The following is a 21,556-nucleotide window of genomic DNA, read 5'->3' as shown; positions in this document are numbered from 1 at the left end:
GGTGGCAGGGTGGGGCTCACCGGCCGAACGGCTCCAGCATGACCCCGGCGGCCCGCAGCCACGCCTGCCGGGTCTCCGGCTGGAGCTGGTGGTACTCGATCGACGAGCCGGTCTCCAGGGCCGGGTCGTACGGCACCACGGTTACCGCCCTGGTGCGGGTCGCGAAGTGCCGCTGAAAGTCGTCCAGCAGCGACGAGCGCTCCGGGTTGGGACAGGACAGCAGGGTGACCGCGTTGTCGGCCAGCTCGCCCATGCCGACCTCGTGCAGCCAGTCGAGCATCCAGTCGGCGCTGAACGCCGCGTCCTCGCGGGGCACCGTGGTGAGCACGAGCTGGTCGGCGGCCTGCATGACGGTACGCCAGTTGGCGCTCTCCACGTTGTTGCCGGTGTCCACACAGATCACGTCGTGCGTCCGGCGCAGCAGGTCGAGCACCCGCTGCACGGTGTGCTTGTCGAGCTTCTGGGCGAAGCGCGGACTCTCCTCGCCGGCCAGCACGTCGTACGAGCCGTCGGAGGCGTGCCGCAGGTAGTCGTCGAGCTGCTCGGTCAGGTCGGCGCCCTGGGTGATCTCGATGGTCGCGAGGTCGTTGATCAGGTGCCGGATGGTGCGGGCGTGCCGGGCGCTGCCGGCGCGCAGTCCGAGCGTGCCGCGCAGCTCGTTGTCGTCCCAGGCCAGCACGCCACGACCGCGTACGCTGCCGATGGTCGCGGCGGCCAGCACGGTGGCGGTGGTCTTGTGCACGCCGCCCTTGGGGTTGGCGAAGGCGAGCACCCGTGGGCTGCCGAAGTCCCGCCGCAGGATCGCCGCCGCCCGGTCCTGGTCGGACCCGGCGGCCACCGGCGGTCGCCACTCCAACCGGGCCGGGTAGCCGCGGTCGGTGACCGTGGGCACCGCCGCCCGTGCCGCCACCGGCGGGTGGCCCGGCTCCTGGCGGTAGCCGTTGTCCGGGGTCCGGTACCGGCTCTCGGCGGCGTGGCCGGCCGGGTTGTGCCGGTACTGCTCCAGCAGCGCGTAGCGCGACTCGGCCGGCGGCTTCGGCTCCGCCGGGTACGAGCGGTCCGCCAGGTACGCCGGTTCGGTCTGGTACCCCGCATCGGCCCGGTACGCCGGCTCCGCCTGGTAGCCCGGACCGACCTGACGCGTCGGACCGGCCGGCTGCGCCGGATCGGGCTGGCGCGTCAGGCCGCCCGGAGTGGTCTGGCCGGGCTGGCGCGTCGGGCCGACCGGGTTCGCCGGGTGGGGCGGGCCGGCCCGGTAGACCGGCTCGACCGGGTACCCCGGCCCGGTCCGACGTGCGAGCTCTGAACGGGGCTGCGGCTCGGGCTCGACCTGGTACGCCGGCTCGGGCTGGTACGGCGGCTCGGCCTGGTACGCCGGCTCGGCCTGATACGGCGGCTCGGGCTGGTACGCCGGCTCGGCGCGGTGACCCCGGTCCGCCCGGTAGCCGGGGCCGGCCCGGTAGCCCGCCTCGGCTCGACGGCCCGCCTCGGACCGGTAGCCCACCTCGGAGCGGTACGTCGGCTCGGCCGGGTAGGCGTCCGCCGGCGGGCGGGCCGGCTCGCCGCGGTACCCCGGCTCGGGCCGGTAGCCGGGTTCGGCCCGGTACCCGGCGTCGGTCGGGCGACCGGGCTCCGGCGAATAGCCGGAATCAGGCGAATAGCCGGAATCAGCAGAGTACGTCGGATCCGGCCGGTAGCCGGGCTCGGGGCCGTAGCCGGGCTCGACCGGGCGGGCCCGGCCGGCGTACCCGTTGCCGCCACGCCGGGGCAGCGGGTCCGGGGCCGGGGGCAGGAAGGGCTCGTCGGCCGGGGGCAGGAACGGCTCGTCCGCCCGTGGATCGACCTCGGCCGGCTCCACGCCGCCGCGACCACCGAGGCGAGCCCGGTCGAGAAGCGTGCGCCAACGTGGTGCTGGTTCGGCCGAGCGACCCCAACCGGTCTCGGTGCCGTCCAAGGCTCGCCCTCCCAGCGCCATCGATCTCCGCCCGACAGGCTACGAAGTCAACCCTATTCGGAGCACACCGGTACGCGCACCTCCCCGTCGCCGGTCTCACGGTGTCGGTGCGGAATCGCTCCCGTCGATCGCCGCGGTCGAGGGCGCCGTCGTGGGCACGGGCGACGGGACGCCCCCGGGCGCGACGGAGGTGGTCGGCGCGGGCCCGGCGGTGGTCGGCGCCGGAACGCTCGGTGGGCCGGTGGCCGGCGCGTCGGTCGACCCGGTGGCCGGCGCGCCGGTCGACCCGGTGGCCGACGGGGCCGGGCTCGTCCGGGGCGACGACGGCACGGTCGGCAGCTCCGTGTCGGCCGGCGGGCGGGCCTCGTCCCGCTGCTCGGGCAGGGGCGGGGTGAAGACCGTCCGGTCCAGCCGCCGCACCTCGGGCGCGGGATCGACCGCGCGGACACCGGGTCGACCGGCCACCGACCGCAGCTTGGCCGGCTCGGCGCGGACCACCGCCGCGTACACGCACGAGCACCCGGCCCGGTACGCCGCCGCCTCGGCCGCCGCCACCCGCGCGCTGCTGTCGTACCACTCGCGCAGCTCCCGGGCCTGCGGATCGCCGCCGGCCAGCTCCGCGCCCCGGGCGCGGTAGTCCGCGGCCTCGCGGTCCTTGCGGACGGCCAGCTCGGTCATCCCGGCGACCACGTCGTCCGGCACCCGCAGCGCCGGAATCCGGACGATCTCGGTCTGCCGGCCGGGCAGCGGCACCCGGCCGAACACCGCGGAGACCCCGATGTCGCCCAGCACCGGGGCGAGCCGCGCCGGGGGGAGGTACTCGGCCAGCGACACCAGGGCCCAGGTGGCCGCACCGGACGGCGCCGGGTCGGGCAGCGCGGCCAGCTCGTCGTCGGCGGCGCGCAGATAGCCGGGGATGGAGTCGCCGTCGCCCACCCCGACCCGGGTGACCTCGCCCACCGTGCGATCGCCCGCCGGCGGCCGGCCGGTCGTCCAGACCGCGGTGAACAGGACCGCGCCCACCGAGGCGAACGCGACCCAGGCCAGCGCCCGGGGCCGGGCGTCGCTCCGGCCGGTCAGGGCCCGCGCCAACGGCGGCAGGAGCCGCTGGTCCAGTCGGCGCAACAGCTCACCGGTACGCACCCGACCGTCCTCTCCTCACCTCGGCGCTCGTGGACCGCCGGTGGGCGCCCGGCTCAGTCACGCAGGCGGCGCAACGCGCGGTCCAAGTCGTCAGGGTAGTCGCTGACGAAGCGGACCTCGTCCCCCGTTCGGGGGTGCAGGAAGCTCAACGCGCGGGCGTGCAGCCACTGTCTGGACAGGCCCAGCCGGGCCGACAGGGTGGGGTCCGCGCCGTAGGTCAGGTCACCGACGCACGGATGGCGCAGCGTGGAGAAGTGCACCCGGATCTGGTGGGTCCGGCCGGTCTCCAGCCGCACGTCGACCAGGCTCGCCGCCGGGAACGCCTCGACCGTGTCGTAGTGGGTGACGCTCGGCTTGCCGCCGGAGACCACCGCCCAGCGGTAGTCGTGGTGCGGGTGCCTGTCGATCGGGGCGTCGACGGTGCCGCGCAGCGGATCCAGGTGGCCCTGCACGACGGCGTGGTACTGCTTGTCGACCTCGCGGTGTTTGAACGCCCGCTTCAGCGCGGTGTACGCCTGCTCGCTCTTGGCGACCACCATGATCCCGGTGGTGCCCACGTCGAGCCGGTGCACCACGCCCTGCCGCTCGGCCGCGCCGCTGGTGGAGATGCGGTGCCCGATCGCGGCGAGCCCACCGATGACGGTGGGGCCGGTCCAGCCGGGGCTGGGGTGGGCGGCCACCCCCACCGGTTTGTCCACCACGACGATGTCGTCGTCGGCGTGGACCACCCGCAGGCCGGGCACGGCCTGCGGCACCACGGTGGGCGGGGCGACCGGCGCGGGCAGGGTGACGTCCAGCCAGGACCCCGCCTTGACCTTGTGCGAGTTGGGCCGCGCGACGCCGTCGACCATCGCGTCGCCCGCGTCGACCAGGGCGGCGGCGGCGGTGCGGGACAGCCCGAAGAGCCGGGCCACGGCCTGGTCGAGGCGCATCCCGTCGAGGCCGTCGGGGACCGGCAGGGAACGGTGGTCGCCGCCACCGGGGGCGCTCACGCGCGCTCCCGCTGGACGGCGTCGGTCGTGGTCGGGGCCCCGTCCGGCGCGGCGTCCGGGTCGCCCCGGCCGACCCGCCCGCCGTCGCGTCGACGCCCGGTGAGCTCCAGCCCGATGGCCAGGGCCACCCCGCTGACCAGGGCGCTGTCGGCCAGGTTGAACACCGGCCACACCCGCCCGTACGGGTCGAAGAGGCTGACCATGTCGACCACGTGCCCGACGAAGTGCCCGGGCGCCCGGAAGATCCGGTCGGCGAGGTTGCCCAGCGCCCCGCCGAGCACCAGGCCGAGCGACACCGCCCAGGGCGTCGACCGCAGCCGCAGCGCCATCCAGCCGATCCAGCCGATCACGCCCAGGGTGATCACCGAGAACACCCAGGTGTGGTCGGCGCCGAGGCTGAACGCCGCGCCGCTGTTGCGGGTCAGGGTGAGGTAGACCGCGCCGCCGAGCAGCCGTACCGGCTCACGGTCGTCGAGGGTGGCCAGCGCGATGTGCTTGGTGGAGACATCGGCCAGGAACGCGGACCCGGCGGTGAGGGCGAGCACCACGACCGCGCGGCGCCGGGCCACGCCCCCGCCCGGCTCGGCGGTTACGGGCCCGGTCGGCCGTGCTGCCGTCATCTGCTCCCCATCGACGCTCCGCGGTGATCGCTCACCGGCTCTCCATCCGGGGCCGGGGAGCGACGACACCTCAGCGTCGCTCCTCCAGCTGCTTGCAGGTCACGCAGAGGGTCGCCGCCGGGAAGGCGGCGAGCCGCTCCACCGGGATCGGGTTGCCGCACCGCTCACACCAGCCGTAGCCGCCCTCGTCGAGCCGCTCCAGCGCCCGTTCGACCTGCGTGATCCGTTCCAGGATGCTGTTGGCGAGGGAGATCTCCTGCTCCCGCTCGAAGGTCCGGGAGCCGGTGTCGGCCGGGTCGTCGCCGGCCGAGTCGGTCAACCGGTCGCGCTGGAGCTCGGTGATCTCACTCAGGGTCTGATCGTACTCGGCGCGCAACTCGTCCCGGCGGGCCGCCAGGGCGGCCCGGATCTTCTCGGTCTCCGCGGCGCTGCGGGTGCCCTTCGCCGCCGGTTTGCGTCCGGCGGTCCTGGTGTCGGCTGGCTTCGCCATCGTGCCTCCCTCGGCCGCGGCACCCGCGCCGATCGCCGGTGCCTGGAGGGGCGCCGCCGCGGCTGGTCAGCCTGGCGTCCCCCACCAACAAAAGGGGCGCGCGGCAGCAGCCGCGCACTCCGGAGAATCGCAAGAATACGGAACGTACAGGCGTCCGACAACGTGCCGCACCAGGATCCCGTATTTCAGTTCCGAACAATGACCAATCGGGGTAAAGGGGCAACCTGCGTCAATCGCCTCGGTCCGCGCCGTCCTCCCCGAACCACCGGGCGAGCCGGCCCCGCCGACTGACCGCCCGCAGCCGACGCTCCGCCGCGTCCCGCGCCTCCACGGTCGCCACGATCAGGAGACCGTCGCCCACCCTGAGCCGGGTGTCCGGCCCCGGCACGAACCCGCCGCCGTCCCGCGTCACCAGGGTCACCGACGCGCCCGGCGGCAGCCGCAACTCGTCCACGTGCACGCCGGCCAGCCGGGAGCCGGCCGGCACGGCCACCTGGAGCAGGTCGGCCCGCATCCGCTCCAACGGGGCCGTCTCCACCCGGAGCTCCGCGGCCTCCGCCGGCGCGGTCACCCGCAGCCGGCGGGCCGCCGACGCCAGCGTCCCGGCCTGCACCACCGTGAAGATCACCACCAGCACGAAGACCGAGTCGAAGAGCCGGTCCGCGCCGGGCACCCGTTCGGAGAGCGGAATGGTGGCCAACACGATCGGCACCGCGCCGCGCAGCCCCGCCCAGGACAGGAAGGCCTGCTCCCGCAGGCCGAAGCGGAACGGCGCCGCCGACAGCGCCACGCTCACCGGCCGGGCCAGGAACAGCAGCGCCAGCCCGGCGACCAGCGCGGGCAGCACCGCCTCGTCCAGCCGCGCCGGGGTCACCAGCAGGCCGAGCAGCACGAACAGCCCGATCTGCGCCAACCAGGCCAACCCGTCGGCGAAGCCCAGGATCGCCTGCCGGTGCGGCAGCCGGGCGTTGCCGAGCAGCACCCCCGCGACGTAGACGGCGAGGAAACCGGAGGCGTGCAGCAACGCCCCGGCCGCGTACGCCAGCACGGTGAAGCCGACCACCGCGATCGGGTAGAGCCCCGCCGAGGGCAGCGCCGCCCGGCGCAACGCCGACCGGCCGAGCCACCCGGCGGCGAGACCCACCAGGGCGCCGCCGACCAGCTCGTAGCCGATCAGGAGCGTCTCCTGCCACCACGGGTGGGGCAGCGGGAACCCCCGGGACAGCAGCACCACCAGCAGCACCACCGGGGCGTCGTTCATCCCCGACTCGGCCTCCAGGGTCGCCACCAGCCGGGGCGGCAGACGCAGCCGGCGCAGGGTGGCGAAGACCGCGGCGGCGTCGGTCGACGACAGCACCGCGCCGTAGAGCAGCGCCAGCCGCCAGTCCAGCCCGAGCAGCAGGTGCACGGCGAGCCCCACCACCACGATGCTCACCAGCACCCCGACGGTGGACAGCGTGGCGGCCAGCCCGAGCACCGGCCGCAGGGCGCTCCACCGGGCGGTCAGTCCACCCTCCGCGATGATCACGATGAGGGCGCAGAAACCGAGGACGCGGGTCAGCTCGGCGTCGTCGAACCGGATGCCCAGCCCGGACCGGCCGATCGCCACGCCGAGCGCCAGGTAGACCAGCAGGCTCGGCAGCCCGAGCCGGGTGGAGAACCGGACCGCGCCGACCGCCACCAGCAGCACCGCCGCCCCCACCAGGAGCGCGACGTCCAGCTCGGTGGTCACCGGCGTCGCCGACCCAGCCGGGTCACCCGCCCGACCCGTCCCGCAGCCGGGACAGCGCCTGCGCCACCACGGGATCCGGGTGGGCCACCACGAAGAGTTTGTCGCGGCTGGCCGCGCCGGCCCGCAACGACACCGCCGCCGGCCGTACGCCGAGCGCGCGGGCCAGGGCCAGCCGGGCCGCCTCGGTGGCCCGCCCGTCCACCGGCGGCGCGTGCACCGCGACGACCAGGGCCGGGCCGTACGGCCCGTCGAACCGACCGCCCACCCGGACCCGGGCGGCCCCCGGCTTCACCCGGACCGCGACGGTGAGCGTGTCGTCCGCCAGCACGTGGTCAGGACGGCCGGGAGTCGGCGGCCAGCAGCGCGGTGTCCGGGGCGCAGTCCGCGCAGGGGGTGAAGCCGAGCTCCACCGCCTCGGACACCGGTAGCGCCTCCGGGTCCCGGCCGATCAGGCGCACGCAGTCGGCGAGGTGGTAGCGGGGTCGGCCGTCGACCACCAGCACCTCGTCGTCGAGCCGGGCCACCCGGGCCGCGTCGGCCGGGTCGACCGGTTGAACGTCCGGCTCGTCGGCCGGAGCCGCGGCGGCCCTGGCGTCGGGGGCACGCGGGTCGGACGGCGCCGCCGCGACCGTCGACGGCTCGGATGGTTGCCGCCATCCGTCGTCGTCGGCCCCGGCGGGGACGAACTGGACCGGCACGGTCTGCTCGGTGCGGGGCCGGGCCGGGTCGGCGGAATCCGGCGCGGTCGCCCGCACGGCGTCGGCCGCGAAGCCGGTGTCGGCCGGATAGCCGGCATCCGGCCCGGTCGGATAGCCGGCGCCGACCGGGTGGCCGGAATCCGGCGCGGTCGCGTGACCGGCGTCGGTCGTGTGGTCGGCGTCCGACCTGCGGGCGGCGCCGGTCGCCGCGACGTCAACCCGGCGCGGACGGTCGCCGTCGGGCCCGTCCGTGCCCTGTTCCGCCGCGACCCGGGCGGCGGCCGCCTGGCGGGCGCCCACCACGAGAGCCACGGCGGCCAGCAGACTGGCCGCGATGGAGGAGACCAGCAGGAGGCTGGACCCGCCGACCAGCCCGGCCACCAGGAGCACGACGGCGACGAGGATGAGCAGAAGACTGCCGACTATCACGGCTCACCCCCGCCGCGTCGTGTCCGAACCGGTTCCGGTGTGGGTCGGGCTCAGTGCCCGGCTTCGAGGGCGTTGGAGCGCCCTGCGCCGTACGCGCCGCCCAGGCCGGCGGTGGCGAGTCCGCCACCGCCCACGCTGCGGGCGCCCTCGCTGCCGTTGAGGTCGGCCTCGATGTCCTGGCCGCGGGCGCCCAGGTCACGCAACTGGCTCTCCAGGTACGCCTTGAGCCGGGTGCGGTACTCGCGCTCGAACTGCTTGAGCTCCTCGATGTGCTTGGACAGCGCGGTGCGCTTGGCGTCCAGGCCACCCATGGCCTCCTGGTGCCGCTGCCGGGCGTCCCGCTCCAGCGCGTCGGCCTTGGCGCGGGCCTCGCGGGTGACCTCCTCGGCCTTCGACCGGGCCTCGGAGAGAAGCTGGTCGGCCTCACGACGGGCGTCGGAGAGGTGGTCGTCGGCGGTGCGCTGGGCCATCATCAGCACCCGCAGCGCCTGCTGCTCACCGTCGCCGGTGGCGGCCGGAGCGCCCTGCGTGCGGACCTGCTCCAGCTCGGCCTGCATCGCGCGGGCGGCCTGCTCGGCCGCGGCCTTGTCGCGCTGCACCCGGTCGAGCTGGGCCTTGACGTCGTTCAGCTCGGCGGCGAGACGGGCGTCGGCGCCGGGGCCGGCGGGCGCGCCGCCCCGACCTCCGCGCTCCACCTGGGCGCGGAGCTCGTTGTTCTCCTCTATCAGACGGGCCAGCTCGCGCTCGACCTCGTCCAAGAAGGCGTCAACCTCCTCCTCGTCATACCCCCGCTTGCCGATCGGCGGCTTTTTGAAGGCGACGTTGTGGACGTCGGCCGGGGTAAGCGGCATCGAAACTCCTCGGGTCAGTTGCGGCCGCGTAGCGGGCTGGGCCCCGGGTGCTCACCCGAGGATCAGCCGCCTTAACACGAACTCCATCAGCACGAACAGGATAACCAGGAGCACAAGGGAAGCCAGGTCGATGCTCACGGTACCAATCCGCAGCGGAGGGATCACTCGCCTCAACGCCTTGAGAGGCGGATCAGTGACGCTCCACACGGATTCCAGTCCCACCGACGCTCCCCGTCCCGGCTGCCAGCGACGACCGTACTGGAGCACGGCGCTCAGCACGAACCGGGCCAGCAGGAGCAGCAGGAAGACGTAGAGAACCAGGTAGACCACTTGCAGCACGATCGACAACACGACAGGCGACGTCCCTCGTTCGGGGGGTGTTAACCCAGGCTGAAAAAGCCGCCCTCGGCGATCTTGGCCTTGTCCTCCGCGGTGACCTGGACGTTGGCCGGCGAGAGCAGGAACACCCGGTTGGTCACGCGCTCGATCGTACCCCGCAGGCCGAAGGCCAGTCCGGCGGCGAAGTCCACCAGACGGCGGGCGTCCGCCTCGTCCATCTCGGTGAGGTTGATGATCACCGGCACGCCGTCGCGGAAGTGCTCGCCGATCGTCCGGGCCTCCCGGTACGTGGTCGGGTGCAGCGTGGTGATCTGGTACCGCTGCTCCTCCTCGGCGACCACGGCCCGCTCCCGGGGCTGCGCCTGCGGCGCCAGGGCGAGATTGTCCCGGGTGTGGTACGTGAGCGCGCCCGAGGCGTCCGCGCCCGACCGGGTGATGGACCGGACGCTGGCCCGCTCGGCCCGCTCCGGACGCTCCGGCCGGTCGGACTCGGTCCGGTCGCTGTCGGCGCGCGCGCCGGCCCGCTCGGACAGCCGGCTCCGCTCGCCCGCCCGTGGCCGGGGCGTGGGCGGCTCGTCGTCCTCGTCGTCGTTCTCGTCGGCGAACTCCTCGGCGTACCGGCTCTGCCGGTACCGCGACTCCCGGTAGCCCCCCTTGTCGTAGCCACCGTCGTCGTAGCCCCGCTCGTCGTCCTCCTCGACGAGACCGAGCCAGACCCCCGCCTTGCGCAGTGCACCCATCGCCGCGCCCTTCCGTCCGCCGTGCGGCACGCGCCCCCGTGCCCGTGTCGCGTGTCGCGGGTGGGCCATCCCCCGCCCAACGGCCCGGCAACCCCGGGCGGACGATTCGCGGTCGTCCGCCTGACCCCCGACACGGGGACGCCGGCCCAAACAACACTGTTGTAATTTGCGCTTCCCCGGCCAGGCTACCGCAGCGTGGAACGCATGCCGAGCAACGCGCTGCCGACGCGGACATGTGTCGCGCCGTACCGGATCGCGACCTCCAGGTCGCCGCTCATCCCGGCGGAGAGCGCGACCGCCGTCGGATGGGCCGCCCGGAAGCCCCGGGCCACCTCGGCGAGTCGGGCGAACGCGCGCTCCGGGTCCCCGCCCAGCGGGGCCACCGCCATCAGCCCGGCCAGCCGGAGAGCACCGGCGGCGGCCACCTTCTCGGCCACCCGGAGCAGCCCCCGGTCGGGGTCGGTCGAGCCCGGGAGCGCCCCACCCCGGGCCGGGTCGCCGTCGATGCTGACCTGGACCAGCACCTCCAGCGGACGGTCCCGGAGCTGGCCGGCCGCCCCGTCGAGCGCCTCGGCCAGCCGGACGCTGTCCACCGACTGGACCACGTCGGCGTAACGGGCCACCGAGCGGCACTTGTTGCGTTGGAGCTGGCCGACGAAGTGCCACCGGGGGGTCGACCCGGCCGCGGCGACCTCGGCGGCCTTCGGCGCCGCCTCCTGGTCGCGGTTCTCGCCCATGTCCACGACGCCCAGGTCGGCCAGGGCGAGCACGTCACCGGCCGGGTAGGTCTTGGTCACCGCGACCATGGTCACGTCGGCGTCGTCCCGCCCCGCGGCGGCGCAGGCGTCGGCGATCCTGGCCCGGACCCGGGCCAGCCCGGCGGCGAGCTCGGCACGGCGGTCGGGGGTGGCTCGATCGGTCATCGGCGCGGCTCAGGACCCGTTCTTGAGGAAGTCGGGCACGTCGACGTCGTCGAAGAGGACGCGACGCGGCGACTGGGTGGGCGGGGGCATGGCGCTCTGCGTGGTCACCGGGGCCGGCGGCGTGGTCGGCTGGTTCTGGTTGCTCTTGCGGGCCGGCTCGACCGCCTTGTACGCGGGCGCGCCACCGTCGAAGCCGGCGGCGATCACGGTCACCCGCACCTCGTCGCCGAGGGCGTCGTCGATGACCGCGCCGAAGATGATGTTGGCGTCCGGGTGGGCCGCGTCGGTGACCAGTTGGGCCGCGTCGTTGATCTCGAACAGGCCCAGGTCGGAGCCGCCGGCGATGGAGAGCAGCACGCCCCGCGCGCCGTCCATGCTCTGCTCCAGCAGCGGGCTGGAGATGGCCGCCTCGGCCGCCTCGACCGCGCGGTTCTCGCCGCGGGCGCTGCCGATGCCCATCAGCGCGCTGCCCGCGCCGCTCATCACGCTCTTGACGTCGGCGAAGTCCAGGTTGATCAGACCCGGGGTGGTGATCAGGTCGGTGATGCCCTGGACGCCGGAGAGGAGCACCTGGTCGGCGGTGCGGAAGGCGTCCATCATGCTGATGCCCCGGTCGCCGAGGGCCAGCAGCCGGTCGTTCGGGATGACGATGAGGGTGTCGCACTGGTTGCGCAGCTCGTCTATCCCGGCCTCGGCCTGGACCTGACGACGCTTGCCCTCGAAGGAGAACGGCCGGGTGACCACGCCGATGGTGAGCGCGCCGAGCTTACGGGCGATGTTGGCCACCACCGGGGCGCCGCCGGTGCCGGTGCCGCCGCCCTCGCCGCAGGTCACGAAGACCATGTCGGCCCCCTTGAGGACCTCCTCGATCTCGTCGCGGTGGTCCTCGGCGGCGTTCTTGCCGACGTCCGGGTTGGCGCCCGCGCCGAGCCCCCGGGTGAGCTCCCGGCCGACGTCGAGCTTGACGTCGGCGTCGCTCATCAGCAACGCCTGCGCGTCCGTGTTGATCGCGATGAACTCGACGCCCTTGAGCCCAACCTCGATCATCCGGTTGACGGCGTTGACGCCGCCGCCCCCGATGCCGACGACCTTGATGACCGCCAGGTAGTTGTGCGGAGGTGTCATCTCCGGTCCTTTCCCTTCGAGATTGGCCACGCCGACGCCACGGCCGCCCCGGATCGCCGCCGACGTCAACTATCACCCGCGAGGAGAAGGGCTAACCCTAACCCTCTACTAGAGGCTTACAGTTATGTCAACTATTGCTTCTCTTCGGGGCAACGTAAGCGCCGCCACGCGATGAGCCAAGGACCTGCTCGGCGTGTCGTCCCGGATCGCGGCAAGCCTCACCTTTTCCGGATCCCCGGTCGCCCGGGCCGGGGCGGATCCGGTCGTGCCGCGTACCGGACGACTCAACGGAAGGTGACCACGTCCGGCGCGCTCACGTCGATGGTGTCAGCTTTCCGACCGAGCAGACTGGTCGCCACCTGGGCCTTGTCGTCACCCCGGGTCGCGTCGCCCCAGACGATCGTCCGGTCACCGGAGAGCCGCACCGTGATCCGCGCCAGCCCCTCCACGGTCACCTCCACCAACGCCTCGCGCAGCGGCGGGGTGAGCGCGGCCAACACCTGCAACGCCGCCCGGGTCTCCGGATCCGACGCGCCCGGCCGGGCCACCCGGGCCAGCGGCAGCCCCGCCGGACGGCTCGGCTCGTCCCGGAACACCACCCCGGCGCGGTCCACCACCAGGAACCGGTCCCCCCGCGGCACCACCGCCACCGGGGTCCGCTCCACCACCTGCACCACCAGGGCGTCCGGCCAGTCCCGGCGCACCGCCACCCGCTCCACCGGGGGCAGCTTCCCGATCCGGGCCGCCACCGCGGCCAGGTCCACCCGGGCCAGCGGCACCCCGTCCGGCACCGCCGCCGCCCCCCGGACCTGGACCGGGGTGACCAGGTCGGCCCCGACCACCCGGACCTCCCGCACGCCGAACAGGCCGGTGCCCAGCAGCAGCCAGGCCACCAGCCCGGACAGCGCCAGCGCCACGCCGGCCACCGCCCACGGCAGGGCGGCCCGCATCCGGCGCTGCCGGGCCCGGCGCATGAACCGCCGGGTCGACGGCGGGACCGCGTCACTGCCCGCCCGGACCAGTTGCCACCGTCGGGCCGGGCCACGTCGACCGCCGCCGGAATCCACGCCGGCGGCGCGACCCCGCGCCGGACCGGGACTCATCCGGCCGGACGCGCCGCGTCGCCGTCCGGGCCCACGGTCGTGCCGGCGGCGCCCGGATCCCCGGTACGGGCCAGCAGCGCGTCGAGGAGCAGGTCACCCATCAGCGAGATGGGCGGCGCGCCCATGGTCACCACCACGTCGCCGGGGCGGGCCCGGCGGGCCACCTCCACCGGCACGGCCTCCCAGGAGTCGACGAAGACCTTACGCTCGGCGGGCAGGTCGACCGCCTCGATCAGCGCCGCCGAGCCCTCCCCCGGCTGCCGCAGCTCACCCGGGCCGAACACCTCCAGCAGCACCACCTCGTCGGCGATGGCCAGCCCCTCGGCGATCTCGGCCTGCAGGTCCCGGGTCCGGTAGAGCCGGTACGGCTGGAACACCACGATCAGCCGGCCGTCCCCGGCCACCTCGCGCAGCGTCCGCAGCGCCAACGTGATCGAGGTCGGGTGGTAGGCGTACTCGTCGTAGACCAGCACGCCGTCGGCGACGCCCTTGCGCTCGAACCGCCGCCGCACCCCGGGAAAAGCCGCCAGCGCGGCCTCCGCCGCGGTCACCGGCAACTCCAGCAGGTACGCGGTGAGCGCCGCGGCGGCGCTGTTGAGCCCCATGTGCCGACCCGGCACCGGCAACTGGAACTCGCCCAGCGACCGGCCGTCCACCTCGGCCAGGTAGCGCACGCCCCGGGCCGAGGAGACCATGTCGGACAGCCGCAGGTCGGCGTCGGGCGACTCGCCGTAGGTGTGGACCCGCCGGCCCTCGGCGCGCAGCGTGGCGGCCAGCTCCCGGGCGCCCGGGTCGTCGGCGCAGGTGACCACGAGACCGGCCGGATCGGTCAGCCGGGCGAAGTCGGCGAACGCGGCCTTCAGCGTGGCGAAGTCGCCGTACGTGTTGAGGTGGTCCGGCTCGATGTTGGTGATCACCGAGACGAACGGCCGGTAGATCAGGAAGGACCTGTCGCTCTCGTCGGCCTCCACCACGAAGTACTGCCCGGTGCCGTGGTGCGCGCCCGAGCCGACCTCGGAGATCTCCCCGCCGATCACGAAGGACGGATCCTCGCCGGCCTGCTGGAGCACCATGGTCACCATCGAGGTGGTGGTGGTCTTGCCGTGCGTGCCGGCGATGGCGACCGCCCGGCGGCCGGTCATCGCCGCGGCCAGGGCCTCGGAGCGGTGCAGCACCCGCAGGCCACGCCGACGGGCCTCCACCAGCTCCAGATGGTCCTGCGGGATGGCCGAGGAGTAGACGACCGTGTCGACGCCGTCGAGGTTGGCCGTCTCGTGGGTCATGTGGACGGTGCCGCCGAGCGCGCGCATACCGGCCAGCGACGGCCACTCCCGCAGCTCGCTGCCGGTGGTGCGGATGCCCCGGGTCAGGAAGAGCCGGGCCAGGCCGCTCATCCCGACCCCACCCACCCCGATCAGGTGGATGGTGCCCAGATCCTCGGCGGTCAGCGTGCCGGCCGGGGAGAACCGTACGGTGTTCATGAGCGGTACCTTCCCGTCGCGCCGGCGCCGGGCGCCGGGCTCGTGCTGCCGACCCGGGTCACCGGGCCACTGCCTCGTGGACGAAGCGGAGCAGCGCCTCGTCGCCGTCGCGCCGGCCGTAGTTCGCGGCGGCGGCGCCCATCGCGGCGAGCCGGCGCGGGTCCCGGATCAGCGGGATCACCGTACGCTCCAGCCAGTCCGGGGTGAGCTCGGCGTCGTCGACGAGCAGACCGCCGCCGGCCTCCACCACCGGCAGCGCGTTGCGCTTCTGCTCCTGGTTGCTGTGCGGGTACGGCACGTAGATCGTGGGCAGCCCGATCGCGGCCACCTCGGCGCAGGTCATGGCGCCGCCCCGGCCGAGCATCAGGTCCGCGGCGGCGTACCCCAGCTCCATCTCGGACAGGTAGGGCAGGCTCACGTACGGCACCGGCAGGTCGGTCGGGACCGGCACCGGCTCGTTGCGCGCGCCCATCACGTGCAACACCTGGATGCCGTGGCGGGCCAGTTCCTTCGCCGCCCCGGAGACGGCCAGGTTGATCGACCGGGCGCCCTGCGAGCCACCGGCGACGAACAGCACCGGCAGGTCGGGGCGGAGCCCGAAGCGGGCCCGGGCGGCGGCGCGCTGGGCGGCGCGGTCCAGCCCGGCGATGCCCCGGCGCAGCGGCACCCCGACCACCCGGGCGTCGCGCAGCGCCTCGGCCTGCCGCGGCTGGTGCGGGAAGCCGACCGCCACGTGCCTGGTGAACTTCATGCCCATCCGGTTGGCGACCCCCGGCGGCACGTTCACCTCGTGGATCACGATGGGCAGCTCCCGTCGCCAGGCCGCCAGGTAGCCGGGCACCGAGACGTACCCACCGAAGCCGACGACCACGTCGGCGCGCACCTCGTCGATGACCTTGCCGGCGGCGCGGGCCGCGGTCCACATCCGACCCGGGGTCTTGACCAGGTTCAGGTTGACCGAGCGGGGAAGCTGGTACGCCGGGATGGTCCGCAGGTCGTAGCCGTGCGGCGGGATCAGCTCGTTCTCCAGGCCCTTCGGGGTGCCCAGGCAGGTGATCCGGACGCCCGGGTCGTGCCGGCGCAGGCAGTCGGCGAAGGCGAGCAGCGGGTAGATGTGTCCTCCCGTGCCACCTCCGCAGAGCACCACCGAACGCAGCGGACCCATCAGCGTCTCCTCTCACTCGCCGACCCGGCGCGCGTCCGGCTGGTCCGGGCGCCGCGCGGCGCGGTCTCGTCGTCGTCCTGCCGCGCGCGCGACCGGGGCACGGGCCCGCGGGCGGTCGGGGGCGTCGCCGGGCGGCGACGCCGGCCGGGAAGCGGCGGCAGCGGGGCCCAGACTAGTCGGACCCATCGGGCGGGCGGACGGGCGTGCAGGGCCCGGGCCGCGTCCGGCTCGGCGCGGGCGAACGAGGCGAGCATCCCGATCGCGGCGAGCGTCACCACCAGGGCGCTGCCGCCGTCGGAGATGAACGGCAACGGCAGACCGGTGATCGGCAGCAATCCCACCACGCCACCGATGTTGATCACGGCCTGGCTGACCAGCCAGGTGGTGACGGCGGCGGCGGCCAGTCGGCGGAACGGGTCGTCGACCCGACGGGCGATCCGCAGCCCGGTGTAGGCGAGCACGGCGAACAGCGCCAGCACCACCGCGCAGCCGACCACCCCCAACTCCTCGGCGATCACCGCGAAGATGAAGTCGTTGTTGGCGGCGGGCAGCCAGTCCCACTTGAGCTTGCCCTGCCCCAGCCCGGCGCCGAACCAGCCGCCCAGGTCGATCGCGGTACGCGCCTGGTCGGCCTGGTAGCAGTCGGCCAGGTTGCAGTCGTCCGGGCGTTTGATGAACATGGTCAGTCGGGCCAGGCGGTAGTTCTGCTCGCCCTTCTCGCCGGAGCCGGCCCCCAGCGAGGCGACCGCGACCAGCAGGCCGATGCCGGCCAGCCCGACCACCGACAGCGCGGCGAACACCCGCATCCGCACCCCGGCCGCCCAGAGCAGGCCGACCACCAGGGCCAGCAGGCAGAGCATGGTGCCCAGGTCGTTGTAGCCGACCAGCACGAACAGCAGCGCCACCGCCGGGAACAGCGGGGTGGCCAGCTCCCGCCACCAGCCCAGCTTGACCCCCTTGCGGGCGATGACGTCGGCGCCCCACAGCACCAGGCCGAACTTCGCCAGCTCGGACGGCTGCACCTGGATCGGCCCGAGGTAGAGCCAGAGCAGGTTCGCCTCCAACGGGCCGACGCGCGGCGCGGTGTCCGCCAGCGATCCGTACGCCAGCAGCAGGTTCAGCAGCAACAGCAGCACCACGGACAGGCCCAGCACCGGCAGGCCCAGCACCCGGAAGGTACGCGCCGGCAGCCGCTGGCAGGCCCAGAACGCGACCAGGCCGATCACCGCGAAGATCGCCTGCTTGGTGAACGCGGCGAAGGCGTTGCCCTGCTCGGCGTAGGCCTTGACGCTGGTCGCCGAGAACACCATGGTCAACCCGATGACCAGCAGCAGGCCGGCGCTGGAGATCAGCAGGTAGTAGGAGGCCAGCGGCCGGGCGAGCAGGCCGCGCAGCGCCGCCAGCCCGCCGGCGGCGTCCAGGCCGCGCAGCAACGGGGTGGCGGGTCGGGCGGTACGCGTACCGCCCGACCCGCCACCCCGTTGCTGCCCGCCGACGCGCTGCGTCCCCGCGCCGCCGGCACGTTGCGGTCCGGCGGTCGGCCTGCTGGTCCCTCGGTCCTCCCCCACCCGCTCATCATGGCCGCTGCCGCCGGCCCGTTCCCGCGGAACCCCGACTCTCGGCGTGTCGGGCCGCGCAGAAGGGTCCCCTGCCGACGCCTGGTGTATGGCAGGGGACCTTCTCCGACGGCGCCGGCCGGCGGCGTCAGCCCACGTGGGCGAGGAACTCGCTGTAGAACAGGCCCAGCGCGATGGCCACGCCGATCCCCGCGATGATCCAGAACCTGACGACGATGTTGACCTCGCTCCACCCGGCCAGCTCGAAGTGGTGCTGCAACGGCGACATCCGGAACACCCGCTTACCGGTGGTACGGAAGGAGATGATCTGGATGACCACCGACATCGTGATGATCACGAAGAGGCCGCCGATGATCGGCAGCAGCAGCACGGTACGGGTGGACATCGCCATGCCGGCGATCAGCCCGCCCAGCCCGAGCGCCCCGGTGTCGCCCATGAAGATCCGGGCCGGCGAGGTGTTCCACCAGAGGAAGCCGACACAGGCGCCGGCCGCCGCGCCCGCGATCAACGCGATCTCCAGCGGGTCACGGACGGTGTAGCAGTAGTCCTCGGTGTAGTTCGGGTCCGCGCACCAGTGCCGGTACTGCCAGAACGCGATCAGCGCGTACGCCGCCAGCACCATCACCGACGCGCCGGTGGCCAGGCCGTCCAGGCCGTCGGTCAGGTTCACGCCGTTGGTCGCCGCCATCACCACGAAGATGAAGATGATCACCGACGCGACCTTGCCGACCTCCAGGGCGGGGATGTCCCGGATGAAGCTGAGCGTGGTCGCGCCGACCGTCTCGACGTTCGTCGCCGCCCCGGAGACGTCGGTCATGGTGCTCGGGTACCACAGCGCCACCACCCCGAAGACCGCCCCGACCAGGATCTGGCCGAACAGCTTGCCCCGCTTGTTGAGGCCGGCGCTGTTGCGCTTGCGCACCTTGAGGAAGTCGTCGAGGAAGCCCACCGCGCCGGAGAACACCATCAGACCGAGCAGCACCAACGCGGTGATGGTCGGCTCGACCTGGGCGATCTGCTGGTCGGGCAGGGTGGTCAGGGCGAGGTGCCCGGCCACGTACGCGATGACCGTGGCGACGATGAACACCACCCCGCCCATGGTGGGGGTGCCCTTCTTGCCCTGGTGCATGATCGGGCCCTCGGCCCGGATCGGCTGCCCGGCCTTGAGCCGGGTGAACACCTTGATCGCGATCGGTGTGGTGAGCAGCGAGATCAGGAAGGCCACCCCGATGGCCACGATGACGGCCCTCATGAGGCGACCCCCGCCGGGCCGTCGGCGCGCAGCGCGTCGGCGACCTCCCAGGTGCGGTACCGGGAGCCCTTCACCAGGACCACGTCGCCTGGCCGTAGCTCACTTCGCAGCACCTCGACGGCCGCCGCCTGATCGGTGAGCAGCACCGATTCTCCTCCCCAGTTTTCTACCGCTGAAGCGCCTGCGCAGATCGGCGTCGCCGCCTCGCCCACCACGAGCAGACGGTCGACACCCAGCTCGGCCGCGAGTCGGCCGACCTCCCGGTGCCCCTCGACCTCGAAGGTCCCCAGCTCGGCCATGTAGCCGAGCACCGCGATCGTCCGCCCGTCCCGGCGCAGGCCGGCCAGGGCGCGCAGGGCGACCGCCATCGACGCCGGGTTGGCGTTGTACGAGTCGTCGACGACCGTGACCCCGTCGGGCCGGTCGAAGACGTCCATCCGCCGGCGGGAGACCAGCCCCAGCGTGCCGAGCGCCTCGGCCAGCTCGGCCGGGCCCAGGCCCAGCTCCCGGGCCACCGCCGCGGCGGCGAGAGTGTTCGAGACCTGGTGGCGGCCGGTGAGCCCGAGCCGCACCGGCGCGCTGCCCTCCGGCGTGACCAGGGTGTACGACGGCCGCCCCCGCTCGTCCAGCGTCACGTCCACGGCCCGCACGTCGGCGTCGACCGCCTCGCCGTACCCAACGACCCGGCCACGGGTCCGGGTCGCCATCGCCGCGACCAGCGGGTCGTCGGCGTTGAGCACGGCCAGCCCGTCGACCGGCAGCGCCTCGACCAGCTCCCCCTTCGCCAGGGCGATGGCCTCCCGGGAGCCGAACTCGCCGAGGTGCGCCACCCCGACGTTGAGCACCACCGAGATGCGCGGCGGAACCACGTCGCACAGGTACCGCACGTGCCCCACGCCGCGCGCGCCCTTCTCCAGCACCAGGAAGCGGGTCTCCGGCCCGGCCTGCAACGCCGTGTACGGGTGACCCAGCTCGTTGTTGAACGACCCGGGCGGGGCCACGGTCGGGCCGATCCGGGCGGTGAGCTGGGCGATCAGGTCCTTGGTGCTGGTCTTGCCGGAGGAGCCGGTGATCCCGACGACGGTCAGCCCGGGCAGCCGGTCCACCACCGCGCGGGCCAGCCTGCCCAGCGCGGCGAGCGCGTCGGCGACCACGATCGTCGGCACGCCGGGCACCTCCCGCAGGCCGAGCACCGCGACCGCGCCGTCGGCCACCGCGCCGGCGGCGTAGTCGTGCCCGTCGACCCGTTCGCCGGGGAACGCGACGAACAACCCGCCGGGGCGCACCTTGCGGGAGTCGAACTCCACCGGACCGGTCACCGTGGCCCGCGGGTCGGCGCCGGCCAGTCGCCCGTCGACGGCGGCGGCCACCTCGGCCAGGGTCAGCGGGATCACGACTGCCTCACCCGGTCGCCGAATCGGGCCCGCAACGCGGCGGCCAGTTCGGTGCGGTCGTCGAACGGCAGCACCTCGCCGCCGACCTCCTGTCCGCGCTCGTGCCCCTTGCCGAGCACCGCGACCACGTCGCCCGGCCCGGCCAGCCGGACCGCCTCGTCGATGGCCGCGCGGCGGCCCGCCACGTCGAGGATCGTCACCGGCGTCCCGGCCGGGCGGTGGGTCGCCGCGGCCTCGGCGCCGGCCCGGACCTCGGCCCGGATCGCCGCCGGGTCCTCCGTCCGGGGATTGTCGTCGGTCACCAGCACCACGTCCGCCCCCTCCGCGGCCACCGCTCCCATCACCGGGCGTTTCCCCCGGTCCCGGTCGCCGCCGGCACCGATCACGCAGATCAGCCGGCCGGCGCCGGCGGTCAGCTCGCGCAGCGCGGCCAGCGCCGCGACGACGGCGTCCGGCTTGTGCGCGTAGTCGACCACGCCGCGCACCGGGCCGGGCGCGCCGATCAGCTCCAGCCGCCCCGGCACCCCCGGGCAGGCGGCCACGCCCGCGGCGGCGGTGACCGGGTCCACCCCGACGGCGACCAGGCAGGCCAGCGCCAGCAGGGCGTTGGCGACGTTGTGCCGGCCGGGCAGCGCCACCCCGGCGGGGACGGTGAGCCCGTCCGGGCCGTGCGCGGTGAACCGCTGGGCGTAGCCGTCCTCGTCGACGTCGGCGGCCCACCAGGTGGCGGTCGGGTCACCGGCGGCCGAGTAGCTGACGGTGGCCGGCCGGAACAGCGGGCGCAGCGCCGGGTCGTCGAGGTTGAGCACCTCGGTGGCGCAGCGCCCGTCGAACAGCTTCGCCTTGGCGGCGAAGTAGTCGGCGGCGTCGGCGTGGAAGTCGAGGTGGTCGGAGCCGAAGTTGGTCCAACCGCCGACGGCGAACCGGACGCCGCCGACCCGCCCCATCGCCAGCGCGTGACTGGAGACCTCCATGACCACGGCGGTGACGCCGCGTTCCCGGGCGGCGGCGAGCATGGCGTGCAGGTCGGTGGCCTCCGGGGTGGTCCGTACGCTGTCCACCACCAGGTCGCCGAGCCGGGTCTCCACCGTGCCGATCAGGCCGGTGACGTGGCCGGCGGCGCGCAGCCCCGCCTCCACCAGGTACGCGGTGGAGGTCTTGCCGGCGGTGCCGGTCACCCCGATCACGGTCAGTCCGGCGGTGGGGTCGCCGTACACGGCGGAGGCCAGCGGGCCGAGGGCCTCGCGCGGGTCGGTCACCACCAGCGCGGGCAGGCCGGCCGCGGCGACCGCCGGCAGGCCGGCCGGGTCGGTGAGCGCGGCCACCGCGCCGGCGGCGGCGGCCGCGGCGGCGAACTCCGCGCCGTGCCGACGCGCGCCGGGCAGCGCCGCGTACAGGTCGCCGGGGCGGACCTCCTGGCTGGCGTGCGTCACCCCGGTCACCGACAGGTCCGCGGCGGCGGCCGGCGGCTCGGCGCCGAGCCGGGCGGCGAGTTCGCCGAGCCGGACGTCGTTCACGGTCTCGGGGCGTGGATTGCCGGGCACGGCG

General features: G+C 74.5%; 19 protein-coding genes and 1 pseudogene. All 20 read right to left on the bottom strand.

Annotation, left to right across the window (positions count from 1 at the left end; all coding sequences use genetic code 11):
* Positions 1-16: 16 nt before the first annotated feature.
* Positions 17-1,504: an AAA family ATPase gene (locus tag O7606_RS01120; protein ID WP_281599433.1), complete on the bottom strand. Its 1,488-nt coding sequence runs from the start codon at positions 1,502-1,504 to the stop codon at positions 17-19.
* 546 nt (positions 1,505-2,050) lie between these two features.
* Entirely contained in the window at positions 2,051-3,097 is a 1,047-nt protein-coding gene (locus O7606_RS01115) for a hypothetical protein (RefSeq protein WP_281597103.1), read from the bottom strand.
* 53 nt (positions 3,098-3,150) lie between these two features.
* Positions 3,151-4,029, bottom strand: coding sequence for an RluA family pseudouridine synthase (locus O7606_RS01110; RefSeq protein ID WP_281599432.1), 879 nt, complete (start codon positions 4,027-4,029; stop codon positions 3,151-3,153).
* A 56-nt stretch (positions 4,030-4,085) separates the two neighbouring features.
* A complete protein-coding gene (gene lspA / locus O7606_RS01105) occupies positions 4,086-4,709 on the bottom strand; it encodes a signal peptidase II (RefSeq protein WP_281597102.1) in 624 nt (207 codons plus the stop codon).
* 70 nt (positions 4,710-4,779) lie between these two features.
* The gene (locus O7606_RS01100) at positions 4,780-5,199 is read right to left on the bottom strand and encodes a TraR/DksA C4-type zinc finger protein (protein WP_281597101.1); all 420 of its coding nucleotides are present in this window, start codon (positions 5,197-5,199) and stop codon (positions 4,780-4,782) included.
* A gap of 229 nt (positions 5,200-5,428) precedes the next feature.
* A complete protein-coding gene (locus tag O7606_RS01095) occupies positions 5,429-6,931 on the bottom strand; it encodes a potassium/proton antiporter (protein WP_281597100.1) in 1,503 nt (500 codons plus the stop codon).
* 22 nt (positions 6,932-6,953) lie between these two features.
* Positions 6,954-7,259 carry a DUF167 domain-containing protein gene (locus O7606_RS01090; protein WP_281597099.1) on the bottom strand — a complete coding sequence of 102 codons (306 nt, stop codon included), beginning with the start codon at positions 7,257-7,259 and terminating at the stop codon, positions 6,954-6,956.
* 4 nt (positions 7,260-7,263) lie between these two features.
* Positions 7,264-7,509 (bottom strand): annotated as a pseudogene (locus O7606_RS01085) (hypothetical protein); the annotation flags it as partial.
* 599 nt (positions 7,510-8,108) lie between these two features.
* Positions 8,109-8,909, bottom strand: a complete 801-nt coding sequence (locus O7606_RS01080; protein WP_281597098.1) for a DivIVA domain-containing protein — start codon at positions 8,907-8,909, stop codon at positions 8,109-8,111.
* 51 nt (positions 8,910-8,960) lie between these two features.
* A complete protein-coding gene (locus tag O7606_RS01075) occupies positions 8,961-9,260 on the bottom strand; it encodes a YggT family protein (RefSeq protein WP_281597097.1) in 300 nt (99 codons plus the stop codon).
* 29 nt (positions 9,261-9,289) lie between these two features.
* The gene (gene sepF, locus O7606_RS01070; RefSeq protein WP_281597096.1) at positions 9,290-9,988 is read right to left on the bottom strand and encodes a cell division protein SepF; all 699 of its coding nucleotides are present in this window, start codon (positions 9,986-9,988) and stop codon (positions 9,290-9,292) included.
* Positions 9,989-10,173: 185 nt separating this feature from the next.
* Positions 10,174-10,911 carry a YggS family pyridoxal phosphate-dependent enzyme gene (locus O7606_RS01065; protein ID WP_281597094.1) on the bottom strand — a complete coding sequence of 246 codons (738 nt, stop codon included), beginning with the start codon at positions 10,909-10,911 and terminating at the stop codon, positions 10,174-10,176.
* A gap of 9 nt (positions 10,912-10,920) precedes the next feature.
* Positions 10,921-12,036, bottom strand: a complete 1,116-nt coding sequence (gene ftsZ / locus O7606_RS01060) for a cell division protein FtsZ (RefSeq protein WP_281597093.1) — start codon at positions 12,034-12,036, stop codon at positions 10,921-10,923.
* Positions 12,037-12,320: 284 nt separating this feature from the next.
* A complete protein-coding gene (locus O7606_RS01055; RefSeq protein WP_281599431.1) occupies positions 12,321-13,103 on the bottom strand; it encodes an FtsQ-type POTRA domain-containing protein in 783 nt (260 codons plus the stop codon).
* Between the two features lie 32 nt (positions 13,104-13,135).
* Positions 13,136-14,620 (bottom strand): UDP-N-acetylmuramate--L-alanine ligase, encoded by a 1,485-nt coding sequence (gene murC / locus O7606_RS01050; RefSeq protein WP_281597092.1) that lies wholly within the window; start codon positions 14,618-14,620, stop codon positions 13,136-13,138.
* Between the two features lie 58 nt (positions 14,621-14,678).
* Positions 14,679-15,785, bottom strand: a complete 1,107-nt coding sequence (gene murG, locus O7606_RS01045) for an undecaprenyldiphospho-muramoylpentapeptide beta-N-acetylglucosaminyltransferase (RefSeq protein WP_281597091.1) — start codon at positions 15,783-15,785, stop codon at positions 14,679-14,681.
* On the bottom strand, positions 15,785-17,188 hold the full coding sequence (locus tag O7606_RS01040) for a putative peptidoglycan glycosyltransferase FtsW (RefSeq protein ID WP_281599430.1): 1,404 nt from the start codon (positions 17,186-17,188) through the stop codon (positions 15,785-15,787). Before O7606_RS01040 ends, murG begins: the two co-directional genes overlap by 1 nt.
* A 301-nt stretch (positions 17,189-17,489) precedes the next feature.
* Positions 17,490-18,614 (bottom strand): phospho-N-acetylmuramoyl-pentapeptide-transferase, encoded by a 1,125-nt coding sequence (gene mraY, locus O7606_RS01035; RefSeq protein ID WP_281597090.1) that lies wholly within the window; start codon positions 18,612-18,614, stop codon positions 17,490-17,492.
* Positions 18,611-20,008, bottom strand: a complete 1,398-nt coding sequence (murF, locus tag O7606_RS01030; protein ID WP_281597089.1) for a UDP-N-acetylmuramoyl-tripeptide--D-alanyl-D-alanine ligase — start codon at positions 20,006-20,008, stop codon at positions 18,611-18,613. Before murF ends, mraY begins: the two co-directional genes overlap by 4 nt.
* Positions 20,005-21,552: a UDP-N-acetylmuramoyl-L-alanyl-D-glutamate--2,6-diaminopimelate ligase gene (locus O7606_RS01025; protein ID WP_281597088.1), complete on the bottom strand. Its 1,548-nt coding sequence runs from the start codon at positions 21,550-21,552 to the stop codon at positions 20,005-20,007. Before O7606_RS01025 ends, murF begins: the two co-directional genes overlap by 4 nt.
* Positions 21,553-21,556 lie beyond the last annotated feature (4 nt).

Origin of the sequence: Micromonospora sp. WMMD882 (assembly GCF_027497255.1) — a bacterium.
Classification (GTDB): Bacteria; Actinomycetota; Actinomycetes; order Mycobacteriales; family Micromonosporaceae; genus Micromonospora.
This window is presented reverse-complemented; position numbering and strand designations above follow the sequence as displayed.